Origin of the sequence: Bacillus cereus group sp. MYBK108-1 (assembly GCF_051917185.1) — a bacterium.
Classification (GTDB): Bacteria; Bacillota; Bacilli; order Bacillales; family Bacillaceae_G; genus Bacillus_A; species Bacillus_A cereus.
Genome location: NZ_JBQAHZ010000004.1, coordinates 243,548 through 263,809, shown reverse-complemented (window position 1 = coordinate 263,809; position 20,262 = coordinate 243,548). Strand labels below are relative to the sequence as shown.

Genomic DNA, 20,262 nt, shown 5'->3' with positions numbered 1-20,262 from the left:
AATACATACCTTTACACTACAAATGAAACTTTAATTTATTTATATTTATAACGTTTCTATAATTGCTTCCTTTAACCTGGAAATCAGTAACTTTTACTAAAGATTTGCATATATTTAAAAAGTGAACTCATTAGCTCGAATTTTGTCTTATTACATTCAACTATAGTATTATTATAGATTTAAAGGAGGCTATTTTATGTTGGAAATAATACTTTTACTTGCTACTGTTTCTTTTCTCTTAATTATTTCTGGATTTTTCATTACCTTAAAGCAATATAAAGAAATAAAAAATATAAAGACTATATTAACTACCAAAAAAGAAAATGAGAAAACTCCATCCGAAAACTCAATCCCTATGCAATTAGACCTTAGCGTTCTCAATAATTTACTCGCTTCTGGAATAAATAAAGGTTCGAATTCAAGTAATGAAAATTTTAAATCTGATAAAACTAAATAGTCGTTACGTATATAATAAAATATATATCTCCTATTTTATCTAACCTTATTAATAACTACCTCTGATTAAAAAGGAGACTACTTATGTGTAAAAATCCGATTTCTATTATTATTCGTATACAGCATAACATAAGAGTTTTACCTGAAATTTTGAAAGCCTGTGAACAACTACAGCCTTTAGAAATCATCCTTACTATTAACGGATGTATCGATGATTCCATTGATACTGCACAATCTTACAATTGTAAAATTATCACATTAGAAGAACCGACAGAATTAAATAATTGTTATGTAATTGGTGCCAAAAAAGCAAAGGGTAAGTACCTCTTATTTTTAGATGCAAATTACATTATTCACCCTTCCTTACTTATACCATTTCTTCAACCATTACTAGACGAATCAGCTGACGTAGTATTAAACAATTTAGATGATTTTTTTTATCAAAAGCAAAAGCCCACTATAGAAATGATTTGGCAGCAAGTTACGAATCATTTTTTTCATCGTCCAGATTTACATGTTAACTCATTATTATTTCCTCCCTATGCAATAACAAAAGAAACTCTTGAAGCAATTACTCCAGAAAGTTTATTAAATCCGATACTGGCACAAATGAAAATTATTAAAAATAAATTTCGCATTAGCAATCATTTTAAAATTTCTATACCGCAAATTCCCTCCTTCCCCTCAAAACAACTCATTCGTTATCACCTAGAAGCAATTGAAAATTGGGTAAATATATCACAAAATTCAAGAGGAAACTATACTGATAATAATCGAAGGCGAGATATTATTTTAGAACTTCAAAACGGCGAACAAAGAGCTATACCTAAAATAATTACAGGTAAAAAGTTTTATTCAAATACTTATGGAAATAAACAATTATCCATCATTATCCCTGTTCAAAATGAAGAAAAAACGATAGAATCTATCATTTTTGAGGTGCAGAAATTAAAACCTTTAGAAATCATCATTATTGTTAATGGATCAACAGATAAAACAGAGGAATTGGCGAAGAATTGCGGTGCAACAGTTATTACTTACAAAGAAGCACTCGGCATTGATACCGGACGTGCCGTTGGTGCATATTTTGCAAAAGGTGATATATTATTATTTATTGATGGTGATTTCTTAATTCCTAGTTCTGATTTATTACCATTTGTACAATCTGTTCAAAATGGAACCGATTTAGCTTTAAATAAATTAGAGCACTACTACATGTATCGTGTTCCTTATACTATCGTAACTGCATGTAAGCATGTTGTTAATTTAGCATGTAATCGAAAAGATTTAGGTATGGGCTCCACAACTGCTGTCCCTCATGCTTTTAGTCGAAAATGCATTGATACAATTGGGTTTGATTCTCTTCTTTCACCAACCTTAAGTCAAGTTAAAACAATTTTAGCAGGATTGCATGTACAAAATGTTCATTCTATCGACGTTGACAAGATAAATCGAGTTCGACCAGAAAAACACTTCTCGCAGGAAGGCTACCTTTCATTAGCAACGCAACAAATCATTGGTGATCATATAGAAGCAATTTCTTACCTCATTGAACAAAAAAGAAACACTGAATACTTTTAATTGTATATTCTTACCACCAAATAATATATGAATTCATTTTAAATATATAGCAAAATAAAAAAAGATGGTTGTAACCATCTTTTTTATTTTTACATTAGATCAAAAGAAAAGTAGCAGGCAGGCTTTTCATTTCTGTATCTTTCTTAAGAAGTTTGAAAATAGAGGCTTGTTAATGAAGAGTCAACACTTAAATCATCTTTTAGTGCAATTGAGAAACATGCAACTAATGGTAAAGTAATAACAATTGATCCACTAGGACTAATTACAATAGTAGGACTTGTCCCACATGTGCCTCCACAATCGACTACTGCATCAATTCCACTACCAGGGGTAATTGTAATTTTAAGACACACATCTAAACAAACATTATTCGTAGTACATGCCATAACTCTCCCTCCTTTCTTTTAACAATATATGCAGTTAATTAAATTTGGACACGACTCTCTTACTAAGTCTTATAAATTAGATGTTATTTTATTATTAACTGCATAGAAAATTAACGTTTTATTAAACTATCTAAATCAACTAAAAAACTCAAATCATCCTTTACTGAAATAGAAACACATGCAATAAACGGTATTACATTAAAATTAGATAAACATTCATCATTGCACCTTACGAATATTTCTGCCCCACCATTTGGATTGACTTTAGTTTCTAAAGAAATATGAAAACAACTTTTATTGATGCAAGACAAGATATTCCCTCCTTTCTTATATCTAATATCAATTTATCCAAAAATAAAAATACCGTTACAACTTTATTTACTCTTTATCTTCCATACTTAAAATAAAAAAGATAAAAGCTTCTTCATATATATAAAGAAGCCTTTACCTTTTAGTTACTTGTTCATTTACTATCAGTCAGTGAAACATGCTCTTCACTTGTACCTGAGCTAAAAATAATAAAAATTTTTGATTTTAGTTTCATTGCAATACTAAATATCGTCAAGTTGCATAAATGAAATGTTTAAGTTACTCATTCAATAGACAAATTTACCTTTTAAAATAAATCTTTAAAATCCTTATTCTTCAATAAATATGAAAGTCCTTCTAAATGATCCCCAGTAATTCTCAATACAGCTGGTGGATGTCCTATCGTCGCAAAATGCTCTTGTGGCCGAATACGATTTGGTTTCATTACATCTACAAAATGGACACATTCGACTTTATACCCTTCTAATATTGCCTTTACTTGTGCAACACACGCTGTGTGAAGAGTGTCCCAGCCAATTCCCTCTAAACATTTTCTACTAATAGCATGGGGAACAGCAATTGTAGATCCTACCCCTAAATCTTTACGGTTACAAGCAATATTCAACATATATTTATATAAACTTACAATATATAGAGGAAATCTAAGATTTAAATTTAAATCATTTAAAACCATATCAACACCATCCGCAACAGCTTGCGTTAACGGATGAAGATCTTTTGCTGGAATAGCAAAATCAGCATCAATAAAGAGAAGTATATCTCCTGTCGCTTCTTGTGCACCAATTGCCCGTCCTACATCATGCCCTAATCTTTCTTCATAAACAATTACTGTTGCCCCTGATTGCTTAGCAATTGCTTCTGTTTGATCTGTTGACCCATTAATGACAACAATTATTTCTTTCGGTTCAATTTTTCTTGCCTCAAGAATAACTTCTTTAATCGTTGATTCTTCATTTTGTGCTGGTATAATAATTGATAACTGTTTTCCATTATAAATAGAGGAATTCATTCCCCATCCTTTATGGAAACGTGAATAATTCTTTTGGTTTTTTAACTGCTCTATAATTTCTCTTTTTCTTCCTCCATCTGTATAATTACCTCTATCATCTTTTCGTTGTAACCAACTCTCCAAAGCTTTTATATTTTCTTTAATCTCATATACTTCTAATTTAGTTAATCCATTTTTATAGAAAGAGGTTTTGTTTGCAGGCATATTATTCAAGGAGGTGTTAGTGATGGCTGACGAGGATTGTAGTCGCCACCCTTTCTCAATAAGAGTTACTTGGGACAGAATAGGGTTCTGCAAGAGATCATATCCAATGTCTTCAATTGCTTTTTTAGTAATAGCATATGGCATAGATAACATCGAATCATATTTTAAATCCATACGCCCCAATACATCGTTTACTATTTTTCTATACACCATAGCAATGCTTGGCCATTCTACTCTCATCTTTTCAAAACAAACCGAGTCTATATTATTTAAAATTACATCCTGTTCCTTTTTTAGTAGCGGTTCTATAAATCGTTCTAATTCTACCGAAAAAATAACATCTTCTCCATTTAAAAATAAGACTACATCACCATTGGCGACTTTTGCCCCATGAACTGGTGCTTTCCATTTACTTTTCTCCTCAATCACAACAACGTTACTTTCAACAAATGTTGGTATAGATTGTATCGCACTCATTCTATCATCAGCTACAATAATAATTTCTAGTGGTTTTATATGCTGCACTTTATTTAAAATTTGATTCAATTTTGATTTTTCTTCTCCTAAAACTATAACGACTGATAGGTCCACTTCTTTTTGTTCTTCTTTTACAGTCTGATTAGGTTTTACTTTTTTTATATATTCAATTGTTTCACTCTTCCCTACAGCTGCATGCCCTGCTTTTTTATCAAAATATAAGTCAATTATAATTTGATTTACTTCCGTGTCTTTATCAAGTTGCTCTAATTCGGAAATAAATGGTAGCAAATGATTTTGCACATCAAATTCACACGCGAAATTTTGCAAAAAATAAATATTCGGTACATATTTAATGTGATTAAAAAATTTCACAACATTAATTCTTTCGCCAAATTTCTCTTCAACTTCTTCTCTTGATAAATTTGGATAAGACAAATCGAAAACTAGATTTATTGGTACAGGTATCCATTTTAATAAATTTGTTTGAGGATTATTAATGAAAGCTGTGGAGCCCTTAACGAATCCAGCTAAAATTAAAGACATAAATCCTCCCCCAGAACTGCCATAAAACAACACATTTTTCGAATCAACTTTTAACTTTACAAATACTATTTCTAAAATATTTGCTATATCTTGTAAATAAAATCTATTTAACTCTCCCTGTCCCCAACCTAAAGATAATTTTCCAAGATATAACGTAGGGTCATTATAATATATAACAGTATCTTCAAATTCATCCATCCAAGAATGTCGATGAAAAATAGGTGGACCAATTGGCTGTTCTTGAAACCCACCTGCTCCGGATCCAAAAACAATAGTGTTAGAAGCATCGGGCTTAATACGAATTAAAAATTCATACGTTACTTTATCCCAATCAACCTTGAGTATAAATGGTTCTGTAATTTGAAAATCCATTTGCCATAATTGTTCATATGAAATGTTAATTATTTTATACTGGTCTAACAGTTTAATCACCCTTTCCATCCATTTCGAGTTGTTCTATCAAGTAAGAGAGAGCTTCAACGTGATCACCAATTATTCTTAATACTGCCGGAGGATGCCCATTGTGACTTACATTCTCCATTAAACGAATTCTATTCGGTTTTACAACATCAACGTAATGTACACATTCTACTCTATACCCTTGTAATATTGCTTTTACTTGTGCAAGACTAGGGCATAGTAAGCTTTCCCAGCCTATTGCATCTAAACATGATCTACTCATAGCATGTGGAATTGCTACTAATGAGCCATTGCTTAATTCTGGACGATTATATGCTAAATTAAGCATATATTTTACGACGTCTACAACATAAAACGGAGGGTGTAACATCGGATTCAAATCATTTAATGCTATGTCTACACCAGCTGAAACTGCTTTTGTAAAATGATGCAAATTACTTCCTGAAACACTAAAATCACCATCAATAAATAAAAGAATATCTCCTGTAGCTTCAAGCGCTCCAATAGCACGTCCAACATTATGACCAAGTCGTTCGTTATATTCAATAATAGTAACACCAAGTCTTTTAGCAATATTAGCCGTTTGATCTGTCGAACCATTTACAACGACGATGATTTCTAGTGGTTCTATTTTTCTCGCCTCAAGTATTACTTGTTCTATAGTCTCTTCTTCATTTTGTACTGGTATAATGACAGAAAGTTGCTTCCCATCATAAATTGAAGAATGCATTCCCCACCCTTGATGATAGGAAGGGTATCGCTTACATTCACCTAGTTTTTGAACAATATCTCTTCTTTTTCCTGCATCAGTAAACCCTACTCTTCTTCCTTTTTTCTCTATCCATTTAGCTATACCGCGTAAATATCTTTCTACTTTCTCTTTTTCATTTTTGGATAACTCTTTTTTTATTAAATATCCTCCTTCCTCTATAGTCTCATCTTTAGATAACGTATTGATTGCATATTGATCGTTAATCCGCCACCCTTGATTCACAATCTTCATATGAGATAGAACGATATCTTCCATATAATTAAAGCCGATATTTTCCACTACTTCCTTCGTAAGCGCATATGGTAACGAAAGTATTGAATTGCTTTTTAAATCTGGTCGACTTAAAATTTCATTTAACATTTTTCTCCATACAATATCCATATTTGGACATTTACCTATTTCTATCAATTTATCTATTTTATTTAAAACTACATCGGCTTGATTTGTAACAATTGGCTCAATAAATCTCTGCATTTCATTTGTGGATAATGAAAAATTGCCATCTAAAAATAATAAAACTTCTCCTTTTGCTGCCTTTATACAAGCTCCATATCCATCATAATGCTTATTATATTTGTCCATAAAAACAATATGACATTTATGTTTCTTTGCTATTTCATACAAATTACTTCTATCGTTAGGAACTAAAATTATAATTTCAAGAGGATTTAGCTTCCATATAGATTGAATTGACTCTTCTAATATTTGCTCTCTTTCACTGTACAAAATAATAACCGTTAACGATTTCATTACACGCCCCCTTTACACATCATGTGACATAAAATATTAAGTATTACCATTTCCTATGAATTTGCTACTTTATTAACATATTCAAAAGTGAATTATACTGTGTGAAAACAAACGTCTATTTTTAAAAATATAAGTTCTGCACTTACCTCCTTTCTCTTATCATTGTTTGTTATAACTCTCACCATAAAAAACAAAAAAAGTCCTAATTTCTTTAGGACTTTTTTAAATAAATTTATCAATATTATTAATTTTATATACTACCTTTTTCCATGTTATACCGCGATCTTTTGTAGTAAATATTTCTTTTTTATTACACGCCCAACCTTTACGCCGATTAAAAAAATGCAAACAAAATACATTTTTTAACAATGGATTACTTGATACTTTAATCCATTTTGCTCCTTTTTTTATTATTTGATACACACTTCCATTTTCACTATTTATAACCCAGCCATAATAGGAACTAAAAAACGAAACAGCCACTTTACTAGTATTTATTGTTTTATTTGAAATATGCCACGAATTCCCATTATCAAATGAGTAATTCATTAAAAATACATCATCATTCTTTTTAGTTGGTATTACTAATAAGTTATTTTTATAGATTGCTTTATAAGCCATAGCAGTCCCATTGTTAATTTCTTCAATACTTGGAATATCTTTTATAGGATGCCAACTTTCCCCACCATTTATTGTTTTAAATACCGTTGATGTTTCATAATGTTTTTGTAATGAAATAAACCCAATTAGATCGTTTATAAATGTTATCCCTGAAATACTATCACTAATACTTATATTTTTTATTACTTTCCAAACTTTCCCTTTCGTTTTCAAATAGTATAAATTATGTTCAAATTTATTTGATGCAAGCTTTCTAGATAATACAATCCATATACTATCCATATTCGTAGCATGCAATTGCACTTGAACATCAGTCGATTTCTCCCAATCTTCTTCAACCGGTAAAATAAACTCACTCCACCTTTCTCCTCTATTAACTGTATAAAATATAGCTGGCAATAAATCGTCATTCTTTTTTGTTAAACCATATGCCCAAGAGCTTCGAGCGTTTATTGGATACCCAAATAATACAATTGAATTAAGAGGATTGACAACATCCCATTCTACTCCTCTATTTTGAGTATATAAGATAGCCTGCTTTTTATTTGTATATTGAATACTAGCCCAACCATATTTATCCGTTCTCATTTGTAAAGAAGTAAATTGAATATCATTATTTTCCAATATATCACCTCATTCTTATTATTTATATATTCGTATGCTATTATTTTCAAAACGTTCTATCATTAGTTATTTAAACCACCCGCTTTATCTACTATCTTTATACTTACTTTCCCTTTTCTTCACCACTCAAATATAACGAAATTCCTTCTATTTTTCCGTTATCATATACAAACGACTGTATTTTACAAAATTCAACTATAAAAAATGCACCCAAATTGTAAACTATCCCCAACAATTAGAGTCCACTTTATATAAAATATAGCTTTAATTTTTAAGCACTTACTACAGCAGCAACTTTATCTAAACAAATAATAAACTGATTCATAAATGCGTCAATTTCCTCTTTCGTAATAATATACGGCGGAAGTAATCGAATAATATTCCCTTGTGTTACATCGACTAACATTCCTTTATTCATTAGCTCAACCTGTAATTTCTTCACATTTTCATTCGTATCATTCAGACTAATTCCAAACATCATGCCAGCATGACGCACTTCCTGTATATAATAAGAATTTTCTTTCTGAATGTCTTGCAGTTTGTCATTCAAATATAGTGACGTTTCATAAGCTTCTTGCATTAACCCATCATCAAGTAATGTATTTAATACCGTTAAACCTAAAGCTGTTCCCATTGATGAATGAGCAAACGTTGTCCCGTGATCTCCTGGTGAAAATACATCACATAACTTTTCACCTACAATAATTCCTCCTAGCGGTATCCCGCCTCCTGCTCCTTTACCAATTTGAATAATGTCCGGTGTGATATTAAAATTTTGATAAGCAAATAGTTTTCCCGTTCGACCCATACCACTTTGAACTTCATCAACGACAAGAAGTACATTATATTTTTCACATAAATTTTGAACACCATGCAAATATTTACTTGATAAAGGATAAATTCCCCCACTTCCTAAAACAGGCTCTAGCATAATCGCAATTGGTTTTTCTTTAATAATGGTCTCCTCTAATTGGTCTATATTCTCACGCTCTACTTCGTATACAGGAATAGATGTTTTAGGGAAATTTTGATATACCTTTTCTTGTCTCGTAAAATGTAGTGCCCCTAACGTCCTCCCGTGAAAACTATCTTTTAACACAACTACTCCGTCACGCTCTTCATTCGCAATAGATCTATATTTATCAATTAATTTTAATGTCGTTTCTGTCGCTTCCGTACCAGAGTTTGTAAAAAAGACTTTTCCGCTTTTTAAAGTACACTCTACTAATTTCTTTGCATACTCAATTGCAACTGGGTTTAAGAAATGAAACGGTAAATGCAACGATTTCACAACTTGCTCCATTGTCGTTTGTACAATTTTAGGATGATTGTATCCTAGTACATTTACTCCTACGCCAGAAAATAAATCTAAATACTCTTTACCATCTACATCATATAGTTTACATCCTTCTCCTCTTTCCATTGCAACCTCTGTCCGACAATATGTAGACATCATATATTCTTTATCTAATTGAAACCAATCCGACATGTTAAATTCCTCCTAGTTATTTTTCCTTTTTTAACGTTTATTCTCTATATAATCGTTTATAAATTAAGTTTTAAGATTGAAATTTTAATAGTGGTTTTCTTCCACATTTTTTATTAAAACGTGTGCTTTCTCTTCCCGATATTCATTTTTCCATAATTTCTTCTATTTCAACAGGTCCACTACATATGTGTTTTTTTCATCTAGCGGTATGTTACTGCTTTGAACTTTGTATGTCATACATAATCGAGACTATAAAATCATATTTAGTAACAATCGACGAAAAAATTTGGAGGCTATATCGATGAATGAAAAATATGATAAACATAGGAAAGAATTATTAGAAGAAGACTTTAATAAACATCGAGAACTTACTGAACCAGCTAAATTTCACTCTCAAACAGTTGGTTCACGTGGACCTGTACTAGAGCAAGATAGTGTACTGCATGAGTCATTACAACAATTTATTCATGAAAAAATTTTAGAAAGACCTGTTCATGTAAAAGGATTTGGTGCGTTCGGTTATTTTCAAACGATATATTCGATGTCTGAACATACTAAATTAAGTTTTTTACAAAATTCTAATGAGAAAGTTCCTGTTATGGTTCGATTTTCGTTAGCTGTTAGTACGAAAGGAACACCGGATACTGCTAGAAATGTACGCGGTTTTTCCACAAAATTTTATTCAAAAGAAGGCATTTTTGACCTTTTATGTAATCACATTCCTGTTTTTTCTGTCCGTGATCCAATGCGTTTCCCTGAAACGATTCAAGCATTATTGCCTTCACCTAAAAATAACTTAATAGACCCTAATAGATTTTGGAGTTTTGTCGCTAAAGCACCTGAATCTATTCATTTTGTTGTCCGTTTATACTCTAATAATGGTACGGCCAAAAGTCTTCGCCACATTCCAGGACATAGTGTTAATACATATGTATGGAGAAATGCGGAAGGTAATCGAAAGTATGTAAAGTATCATTGGTACCCATTTGAAGGTGTACAGTACATTACTAGTAAAGAAGCAATTAAATTAGCTGCTGAAAATCCTGATTATAGCGGGAAAGATTTATATGATGCTATTAAAAATGGTAAACCAGTGGAGTATGGTTTATACGTCCAGCTCATGGATCCGAAAGATGAAGCGCACCTTTCTTATGATCCTTTAGATGACACAAAAGTATGGGATGAACAGACGTATCCTCTCATACCAGTCGGGAAAATGGTATTAAATAAAAATCCTGAAAATTTTATGGAACAAGTAGAAAAGGTCGCATTCTCTCCTTCTAATTTACTGGATGGTGCAGAACTATCAGATGATAAAATGCTGCAAGGGCGCGCTAACATTTACAGTGATTCACAAAGAAGAAGAATTGGTCCAGAATTTCGCAAATTAACGATTAACCAGCAGCAAGATTGGACACCTGCTAATCAAATTACAACCGGTGAAGGAAGGTACGTTGAAGGTAAACTTGAAAGAACTTCTATAATGAAACAGGATGACTTTACGCAGGCTGGTGAATTTTATACGAAGTTACAGCCAATAGAAAAAGAACATCTCGCTGAAAACTTAGCTAGTGATTTGAAAGTTATATCCGATGATATTAGGGATATCGTTTTGGGGTATTTCAATCAAGTATCAACTGATTTGAAAACAAGCATTGAGACAAAAATGAAAGAGCATTAAGAAGATTAAAACATGCTTTACGAATGAGAATTCAAATCTATATTAATTATTTTCTTGTCAAAATCCAATGAGGGTTATTTAATTTGAAAATATAAAGCCAACATATCCCTGTTCTATAATTAGAACAGGGATATGTTGGCTTAGTTTAATGTTTAACATTACATACTTTATTTCGCTAAAAAATGCGATAAGTAGCCTTTCAAAACAAACTATAGTAAACTATTTTACTTGTACTGTATAATTCCCTGTTCCACCACCATACTTATATACACTTAAGTAATATTTCCCTGGCTTTGCATTATAATTTCCAAGCAATTTGTTTCCATCACGTTTTGTTGCATAAGCTACATAATTATTTAAATCTGATTCAGAATATAATACCCAGTTCAGTCCAAGATTTTGTTCGTTCGTAACAGAAATTTGTAAATCTTTTTGATCCTTTACATCAATAACAAATTTATCCCCCTGATCTTGATCGCTCAAGGTTCCTCTTAACAAAATATTCAAAGATAGTGGGTTTGCTGTTTCAAATGAATTATTTGGTTCTTTTTCTACAGCCGTACCTTCTTCCGTATTCACTCCGCTAAACACAACATCATATTCAAATTGCCCAGCATTATTTACACGGTAATTTACAAAATAAGCAGTCAATGTTTTATATCCAGTCCACTCTTTTCCTGAAAGACGTTTCAACATATCATTTGTTGCTTCATTCATCACTTTCCAGTCCTCAACTTCTCCTTTAGCCACACTTCCTGTATATGTTCCCTGTAGTGTAAATGTATTAAAGAATTGTGATTTATTCTTTGTTACTTTCACATCTTTTAATTTCGCTTCATTCGTAATATCTGAAGTAACGTCCGAAAGCGATTTTGGATCATGTTGAGTTAAATATTCATCTGATACTTGTGGGATCGTATACTTATCGCGATTATCAATAAGCATTTGCATATAAGATTGATATTCTTCATTTAACTTATTATCTTTGCTTAATGTAGCACGGTATGCATCGTAACTTGAAACATCATTTGCGCGAATTAAATCATGTACTTTATCGAACATTTCTGGGCGCTTATTATACATATATGATTGCAGCGCAAACGAATAATTATAAAAATCCCACGTTCCATATTTCGCATTTAATGTTTGTGATGCTGTATAACGTTTTGCAGGATCATTAGATAACCCGCCAATTATACTTTTTCGCGGTACTACACTATCTAATCGAGTTGCACCTGCAAAGAACTCTGCATTCCCTTCTTCAAACCATGTTAAACGTTCATTTTGATACATTTCCCCTTGGCCCCATAATCCCTGAACTTCGTACCTTCCCTGTAAGTAGTGCGTAAATTCATGGCGGAACAATTCTTCCAGACTATAAATACTTTGCTCTGGTGTACGTTCATATGTAAAGAAAGTTCCTGTCCCTTCAATATAAATCCCACCATTATTCGTTTCATATCCGTACAGTTGACGATTAAATTGATACTCATCTGGGCTATTATAAATAACCATCGTTAACACATCATCAGCATGTCCACTTTCAAGTGGTTTATCGCTACCAACTGTACGATAAAATTGAGAACGCACCTCTTTTGCCGCCCAGTATAGACGTTTAATTTTCTCTTCGCTAACTTTATCCCCAGCTTTAAAGACAATTGCTCCATCATCAAACGTATACGTTTTCGGTAAATATTTCTTTTTACCTTCTTCTCGAATTTGATCTAAATTTACAGTTTTTCCATTCGCATCTATTCCTCCATAATTTGTAGTAATTTGTTCTGCCGCAACAAAGTATTGCTCTCCTAAATATGGGTAAACTCGCATTGCATCTGTAACAACTTGTTGTCCTTTTGTCGGCGTGCTATGAAGCTTGCCCAATCGGCCAGCATAATAAATTCCATTATTAATTAACCATCCGTTTTTATTTGTTACTGTACCAAGTAGTGCAAAACGATTTACTTCATTAATAAAGTTATCGATATTCCGAAACCACATCGTATCTTTTGGCTCTTTTCCAGTCGTGTACATATCCGTCTGAATATCAAAGTCAATTCCCTTCATCAACTCATATATAGCGTCTCCTTTTGTTCGGTCTTCAATGAAAGTTGCAAGATTATCGTTATATTGTTTAAAAATTTCACCTGCATATAAAACCGTTTCAACATCTGCTGATGCATTTCCAATTAATTTTCCATATGATGCAATTATTTTATTTTGTTCTGATGTACCAAGTTTGAAATTTGGATTTTTTGCAATTGTTTTTAAAGCTGGTAAACACTTATCATGGTAGCTACGCTCATTTAGTTTGCTTAATTCATCATGGTAAAAACCTAAATAAAATGCTGCACGTAGAGCTTCTACTAATGTTTCAATCCCTTTTGAATCATCTTTCGTATAAGCTTGTCCTTGTTCTGCTAGTTTATTAATAATTGCTTGCATTCGGCTATCATCTTGATAGAATTTAAGACTATCACTATTAAACTGAAATAATTCCGGAATTTGATACCATTTAATTGTCACAAGAAGATCAGTTAATTGTTTATTATTTAATTGATTTAACTCAGCCATTGAATACTTTTTTTCTTCAGCTAACGGTTTAATATTATCGGTTGGTGCTAGTGGACGCTGTGATAAATCCGCTAATTTTAACCGTTTTGTAAAAGATGCATTTTCTTGTACTTTTGAAGGGTGCGCCAATTCATCAACAGATTTCTGTATTCCTACCGGCTCCATTTGTAATACGTTCTTCACATTTTGCTCTTTTGTCTCTGCTTGAATTTGCAAACCATTACATGTTATTGTCACTAATCCAACACCAAGAATCCACTTAGAAATTTTCGAATATTTAACCATCCCATTGCCCCCTAATAACTTAAAAGAAAATTCAGAATTTTAAAATCAAAAACCCCACTTATTTGTATGTATTTACAGTTCCGCTATAAATACAACTATGATTAATAATGCAATAGTAGCTTGTTTTATACTATTACGAGTACAGATTCCTTACATACAATCTCCCTTCCTTACATGTAATACAAGCAAAAACCGTGCCAATCATATTTCTTATGAATAGCCAACATTCTTTTATAAATACTGTAGAATAAAATATACATAGGTGGTTCGGCAATGTATAAATCATTTGACACAAAATCTAATGTTTATGAAGAACAAATTCATTGAATATTATAAGTTCATTAGCCAGTAAATAATCCCCAATTATTAAATCTCTCAAAAAAAGGTAAACAAACATATTCCATAAAGCTAATATGTTCGTTTACCTTTTTCTATTTCACATCAACAGCAAAATATCGTTGAATAAAAACAGTATGAATAAGTATTTTGTTATTCATTTCTCTTTTTCATATAATCTTTTTCACATTGCAACAGCTTGAATTTCACTTTTTTCCCTTTCTTCTTTTTCGTTTTTATAACGAGCCATTCCCCTTTTTCAACGTCTAGTTTTAGGCGTTTCATTACATTGATATTATCTTTTTCTTTATAAAGTAAAAATGCTTCTTGTGCCCTCACAAATAAGCTGGGCTGTTCGCTAAATCCACCACTATCATAAATTTTAGTTAGCGAATTATAATAAGAATCATTTTCCTTTCCACCATACATCAAATGAGCAGCCTCCAGATCTCTTTTACTTACTTCCCAAAAACTATGTTCATCAATATTTAAATTAAATGTGGATTTAATGTCCTGTATTATATTCTTCACATGCTTTTCATCTCTAACTTTTCTTTCTTCGAGACAATCCGAAGATAATTCTGGTGCATCTGATTGGGAATGTACAACGTGTTGTATCGATACACACAGAATAAATACGCTTAAAATGTAAAATATTTTTTTCATATTTACATATCACCTCAAATGATTTAGATACTATATCATTTGAGGCTTACAATATTCTTATGCTATAAAATTTTTATAGGATCTTTCCTTTTAATATTGCTTTATCAAATTCACGGGCGGGGCAACTACCTTACTACTTTTCACATCATATAATCCTATAGGTGTTACTCGTATAAAAGGCAAGTGCGTCGCAGAAAAGAATAAAATTGTAAATGCTGGATCATCATGCGCGTAGCCACGCTCTTGTAGTAATTTCACCATCTGTTTCTCTTCCTGTATTAATTCTCTCATTTTTAAATTAGACATAATCCCGAGCAATGGTAATGCTATTTCGTGTAACACTTCATTGTTTTCTGCTATGACCATTCCACCACCGAGCTCTTTTACTCTACGAAAAGCTGTAAGCATATCTTCTTTTCTTTTTCCGATAAGAATGATGTCACCTGTACCAGAATAAGAGCTAGCAAGCCCACCTAGTTCTTTCGCAAAACCTTTCACAGCTATATTCACTTGCCAACTGCCATCACGAGCAATCATCATAAAGAAACATTCATCATGATCTGTGGACAATTCATCACAGTCTATATTAATTTCACTAGTGTATGGTTTTGTAATAACGTTGTTTAATAAGTGTATCCCCGTTTTATTAGAGAAAATCATATCCTCTTTTTCTATTGACCAATCTAATAATAATGGAGTTACTTTATGTTTACTCCAGTCTATATGTAATGCTTCATGTGTATTTACACCGTCACGCTTCACCCATTTCCCCTTTGCAAGGACACTGATTGGTACTGGGTTTTCTTTACTTTCTAAAATATTGATATTAGCAATTCTACCTGTCGCAATCGAACCATGTACATGTTCCATATTATAATAGCGAGCAATATTATAACTTGCCATATCGTATGCATCTATTACTGGCACGCCTTGTTTTATCGCGGTAGAAATCATAACGTTTGTCATTCCATTCTCATAAAACGAAGGATGTGAGCCGTCTGTTGTAAAAAAGAATCTATCAAACTGCTTTACGCCTAGTTCCAACAATTCTTTCAGTAAAACTTCTAAATCTGGGCGGATTGAAGAATTTCTTAGGGAAACAGTGTAACCTTGCATAAGACGAGTGAAAACTTCCTGCCCTGTCATCGCTTCATGATCACAATCTGTACCTAACAGTTTTAACTTCGCTAAAGTCGTTTCAGATGCACCCGGAAAATGTCCTTCTACTTTCTTTTGCAATCGCTTCGTTTCCTGCACCCAAGTTAACATTTCATCATCGCCATGTAATAGTTTTGGCCATGCTGTTAGCTCGCCGCCTTGAAGAACCGCTTCATGCTGCAGCCACTCTATTATTTCTTCACGATTAAACAAAGATTCTCCGTTTTGCAATTCAGTCTGTCCATCAAAACGGCACCACCAATACATACTTGCTGGAATCTTATTGAATTCATCTAATAAACGAAATGCTTCTTCACGCTTTAATGTGAAAAATAAAGTTAAATTATCATTAATAAAAGTTGTTGTCCCAAACTGCATCGCATGATTCGCTAGCGTCTCTGGGTTATACAACTGATACGGATGTGCATGTGGTTCTATGTAACCGGGTACGACATACTTTCCTTCGCAATCAACAACTTCACACTCCGTTAATTGCTCTGGCAGCTGCTCCCCTACGTATACAATTCGATCATTATATATCCAAATATTCGCTGTCATCCACTCGCGCATATAAGAATTTAAATATGCTGCATTCTTTAATAATATGTGTGTGCTTCTCTTACCATCTAGTACTTCAACATGTTCTCGTAATTGTTTATTACTCCATTTATAATGATTTTTCCCCATTGTATTCAACTCCAAATCAACTCATAATTATTTTGATTAAAACGAGTAATATTTAACTAACTAAAGTATTTTCCATTCATAACTCCCCTATTGGTGCCCCTATACCCTTCATTATATGTAAAAATTTAAAAAATAACAATTTTCAGAACTATATACATACCTCTTTTATCCAAAATAAAAAGAATGTCATGTAACTGACATCCTTTTTTATTTTGTCGTAAGCATTAAGATTGATTTTCACTTTGGAATACACTTGATGTCATATCATAAATGCAACTACTGTCCATAGTTGCGAACTTAAAAAAGCACCTCTTTTAAATACAACTATAACAAAATTCTATTCATTTTCTTTTCATCTATTTATTAAATTCAATTTGCATCATTTTATTTAACTGCGGAACAATATCGACCCCACCTATTGAGTTAAGACTGATAGCTAATGTATGTTTGCCTCCAATTACTCCCCCAGCAAAAGTTGTAAATCCAGGAATTCCTCCTCCATGCCCCCAAACTGAAATACCGTTTGGAAGTTTAGTCTCATAGATTCCAAGACCGTATGCGTCACCAACCCCTTTTCCTTCTACAGGAACTGTAGTAAGCATTTCTTTTAGCTCGCGTTCCTTCAGTAACTTACCACCGAGTAAAGATGAAAAGAACTTATTTAAATCATCCGCATTAGAAATCATATCTCCAGCTGCATTAGCTAAACTCGGATTATAATACGTAATATCTTTCAACTCGCCTGTTCCTTCCATTTTCACATATCCACGAGCATGGTTCTTTCCTGGGATGACAGGTGAATTTCCTGGTAAAAACGTATTGGATAGGTCCAAAGGTTCAATAATTCGCTTTTCGATTTCTTCCGCATAACTATTTCCAGTTATTTTTTCAATAAGCATTCCTAGTATTACGTATCCTGTGTTTGAATACAACCAGTCTTTACCCGGCGAGAAATCTGGAGGCAGAGAAAGGCCTATTTTCACTATTTCTTCTGCGGAATACGTTTTTTTCGAATTCATTATGTCCGCATCTTTTGACTTTAAGTATTCAGCGATACCACTCGTATGATTCAAAAGTTGTCGTATCGTAATTTGATTGCCATCATACCCATTTCCTTGCACGAGACCCGGCAGCCACTTTTCAATTGGATCGTCAAGTTGTACGCGATTTTCTCCTACTAATTGAAGAACAGTCGTGGCAGTAAACGTCTTCGTCACACTACCAATCCGAAAGCGATAATCCGAATTCACCGGTTTCTTTGTACTTAAGTCCGCCACGCCAGCAGTAAAACTACTAGTTTTTCCGTTGTTAGACGCCTTAGCTAATATTCCTACAGCACCAAGCTGTACTGTTTCCTGCATTACTTGTTTCCAGCCATTACGATTCTTTTGATCATGTACTTGTGACGAACTAGAAATATTTTGAGCTGACTCTGCAGTCACAGTAAAACCAGGTGTGAATAGAACAGTACCCGCTAATAAAACTGCAAAACTTGCTAACTTAATTGAATTACATTTTTTCATAAGGCTTTCTCTCCTCCATTAATATCGGATTGATTCAAGCTATACTTTCATCCTATATGATAAATCTCTCTTTTTTCTTATCCATTCCTTACGAAATACTTACGTTTAAATTTAAATACGGTAAACTGAGGAAGAGTTATGCATGCAAATAAAAAGAGAACATGTTTTCATTTTTTATGTAAACATGTTCTCTTAAACATTTAAAATTCTATATCAACTTTTCATCCTATTCTTTACACAACTAATTTATATTCCTTTTTACCAGCCCGCACTAGCATTCATACCATTTCCAATAATAGAAAGTAATAGCGGCCATAATACTGGTCCTAGTGTAAGAAATATATTTAGAAGTATGAGCATTCTATATCCAACGGTGAAATTGTGATTTTTACGATTAACAAATACTAAACTGATTAATGATATTATAGTTGTTAAAAATAATACTAACATTAGCAACCAATACCACACCATTAAACTAAGACTCCACGGTGTTAATAGCTCATGTATGATACAAAATGAGATTCCTAATACAGCAAAACTAAAACTAGTCACCGATGTTTTTATAAGCCATTTATTTATTTTTTTATCGTATGTATTTTTACAATATAAATCTATTAAAGTATATAAAGATAAATATGCCATTAATACACCTATCCAAGACAATAACCAGTCTCCGTCTCCTTTGAATAATACGTACAGTAACCAACACATACCTACTGCTGAAAAAACAAAGGAAATAAGTATGCTTTTTAATACCGATTTCATTACATTTTCACACCCTTAAAAAATCAAAAATTAATTATAATTTATAAAAATTAAGTATAGGTTAACATGTAATGAAGTATAAGTAAATAAAGTTAATTTTGTTTACCTATTTGAAGACGGTTTCATATAAGAAAATAATTCATGTTAATCAAATTTCTGTATAAAAATAGAAAAGGTGGATATTTATGTATCCACCTTCCCGTCTCCCTCTACCCACTTCATTATTTCTTCCACATCTAAATCCGTATACGTCTTTTCACCATAACGAACAGACTCATATAACGAGATAATATCCCTTGTTCTACAAATTCTTTTTAACCATTGTTGTATCGTTTCATAGGACCTTCTCTGTTCATGAAATGGTAATGTTCTTTCCCATTCAACTAACGTTTTTCTTATCTTATCTGTCGGTAACGGCCGTTCTAACTGATGAATGACTTTTTCATTCTTTATGCTTCTTACCGCAGTTTGCTTTGTGATCGATTCTTTCTCCTGTACTATTTCTGTTCTCGTCAATTTGTTCCTAATATACTTGCAGATGGCATATATAATTAATATTGCGATTATCACATAAAAAACTATAGTAATCCATACATTTGAAAGAACAGAAAGCACGTCACTCCATAGACTTTCTCTTTCGAAAGGTTGAAATTTTTTACCCGTTTTCGTTCTTATACCCGTATCTTTTACTTCTTCATATTCATCTTCATCTATTTTGGAATCATCAAAATTTTCACCTATACTAGTAAAGTCATAATTTCTTTCCGATATTGTCTTAGTCTTACTGAAAAAACGCTCTTTTACTATGTCTTGTACATACACAATACCTTGTGATAACGTTATCGCACTAATCGCAAAGAAAAGTATGATTAAAGTTCTCACACTCCATAACTTCACTTTCATATGTCGCTTTTTATTCACCATG

General features: G+C 32.4%; 15 protein-coding genes. 3 read left to right on the top strand and 12 right to left on the bottom strand.

Annotated features, from left to right (window positions below; translation table 11 throughout):
- Window positions 1-196: 196 nt before the first annotated feature.
- Entirely contained in the window at window positions 197-457 is a 261-nt protein-coding gene (locus ACTFSL_RS09605) for a hypothetical protein (protein ID WP_063536685.1), read from the top strand.
- 83 nt (window positions 458-540) lie between these two features.
- Window positions 541-2,037, top strand: a complete 1,497-nt coding sequence (locus ACTFSL_RS09600) for a glycosyltransferase family 2 protein (protein ID WP_440041584.1) — start codon at window positions 541-543, stop codon at window positions 2,035-2,037.
- Between the two features lie 143 nt (window positions 2,038-2,180).
- On the opposite strand, the gene ACTFSL_RS09595 is transcribed toward ACTFSL_RS09600, so the two are convergent.
- From ACTFSL_RS09595 to ACTFSL_RS09570, 6 genes are all read right to left on the bottom strand, one after another.
- Complete coding sequence (locus tag ACTFSL_RS09595; RefSeq protein WP_000752474.1) at window positions 2,181-2,423, bottom strand: hypothetical protein; 243 nt, start codon at window positions 2,421-2,423, stop codon at window positions 2,181-2,183.
- A gap of 110 nt (window positions 2,424-2,533) precedes the next feature.
- On the bottom strand, window positions 2,534-2,734 hold the full coding sequence (locus ACTFSL_RS09590; RefSeq protein WP_001277646.1) for a hypothetical protein: 201 nt from the start codon (window positions 2,732-2,734) through the stop codon (window positions 2,534-2,536).
- 305 nt (window positions 2,735-3,039) lie between these two features.
- Entirely contained in the window at window positions 3,040-5,361 is a 2,322-nt protein-coding gene (locus ACTFSL_RS09585) for a glycosyltransferase (RefSeq protein ID WP_440041606.1), read from the bottom strand.
- A 52-nt stretch (window positions 5,362-5,413) separates the two neighbouring features.
- Complete coding sequence (locus ACTFSL_RS09580) at window positions 5,414-6,931, bottom strand: glycosyltransferase family 2 protein (protein WP_000839308.1); 1,518 nt, start codon at window positions 6,929-6,931, stop codon at window positions 5,414-5,416.
- Window positions 6,932-7,153: 222 nt separating this feature from the next.
- Window positions 7,154-8,176, bottom strand: a complete 1,023-nt coding sequence (locus ACTFSL_RS09575; RefSeq protein ID WP_440041582.1) for a hypothetical protein — start codon at window positions 8,174-8,176, stop codon at window positions 7,154-7,156.
- 271 nt (window positions 8,177-8,447) lie between these two features.
- Window positions 8,448-9,665, bottom strand: a complete 1,218-nt coding sequence (locus tag ACTFSL_RS09570) for an aspartate aminotransferase family protein (protein ID WP_001286474.1) — start codon at window positions 9,663-9,665, stop codon at window positions 8,448-8,450.
- A 301-nt stretch (window positions 9,666-9,966) separates the two neighbouring features.
- Between ACTFSL_RS09570 and ACTFSL_RS09565 the strand changes: the two genes are divergently transcribed.
- Window positions 9,967-11,346 carry a catalase gene (locus ACTFSL_RS09565; protein ID WP_440041581.1) on the top strand — a complete coding sequence of 460 codons (1,380 nt, stop codon included), beginning with the start codon at window positions 9,967-9,969 and terminating at the stop codon, window positions 11,344-11,346.
- Between the two features lie 219 nt (window positions 11,347-11,565).
- Here the strand turns inward: ACTFSL_RS09565 and colA are convergent, their stop codons facing one another.
- The 6 genes from colA to ACTFSL_RS09535 all read right to left on the bottom strand — a co-directional run bounded on the left by colA (window position 11,566) and on the right by ACTFSL_RS09535 (window position 20,261).
- Window positions 11,566-14,202 (bottom strand): collagenase ColA, encoded by a 2,637-nt coding sequence (gene colA / locus ACTFSL_RS09560; RefSeq protein ID WP_440041579.1) that lies wholly within the window; start codon window positions 14,200-14,202, stop codon window positions 11,566-11,568.
- Window positions 14,203-14,691: 489 nt separating this feature from the next.
- Window positions 14,692-15,204, bottom strand: a complete 513-nt coding sequence (locus ACTFSL_RS09555) for a hypothetical protein (protein ID WP_000719372.1) — start codon at window positions 15,202-15,204, stop codon at window positions 14,692-14,694.
- A gap of 90 nt (window positions 15,205-15,294) precedes the next feature.
- Window positions 15,295-17,049 carry an adenine deaminase gene (locus ACTFSL_RS09550; protein WP_440041578.1) on the bottom strand — a complete coding sequence of 585 codons (1,755 nt, stop codon included), beginning with the start codon at window positions 17,047-17,049 and terminating at the stop codon, window positions 15,295-15,297.
- A 356-nt stretch (window positions 17,050-17,405) separates the two neighbouring features.
- Window positions 17,406-18,572 carry a serine hydrolase domain-containing protein gene (locus tag ACTFSL_RS09545; protein WP_440041577.1) on the bottom strand — a complete coding sequence of 389 codons (1,167 nt, stop codon included), beginning with the start codon at window positions 18,570-18,572 and terminating at the stop codon, window positions 17,406-17,408.
- A gap of 258 nt (window positions 18,573-18,830) precedes the next feature.
- Entirely contained in the window at window positions 18,831-19,337 is a 507-nt protein-coding gene (locus ACTFSL_RS09540; protein ID WP_000843838.1) for a DUF3902 family protein, read from the bottom strand.
- A 183-nt stretch (window positions 19,338-19,520) separates the two neighbouring features.
- Entirely contained in the window at window positions 19,521-20,261 is a 741-nt protein-coding gene (locus ACTFSL_RS09535) for a hypothetical protein (RefSeq protein WP_000247495.1), read from the bottom strand.
- Window position 20,262: the final 1 nt, after the last annotated feature.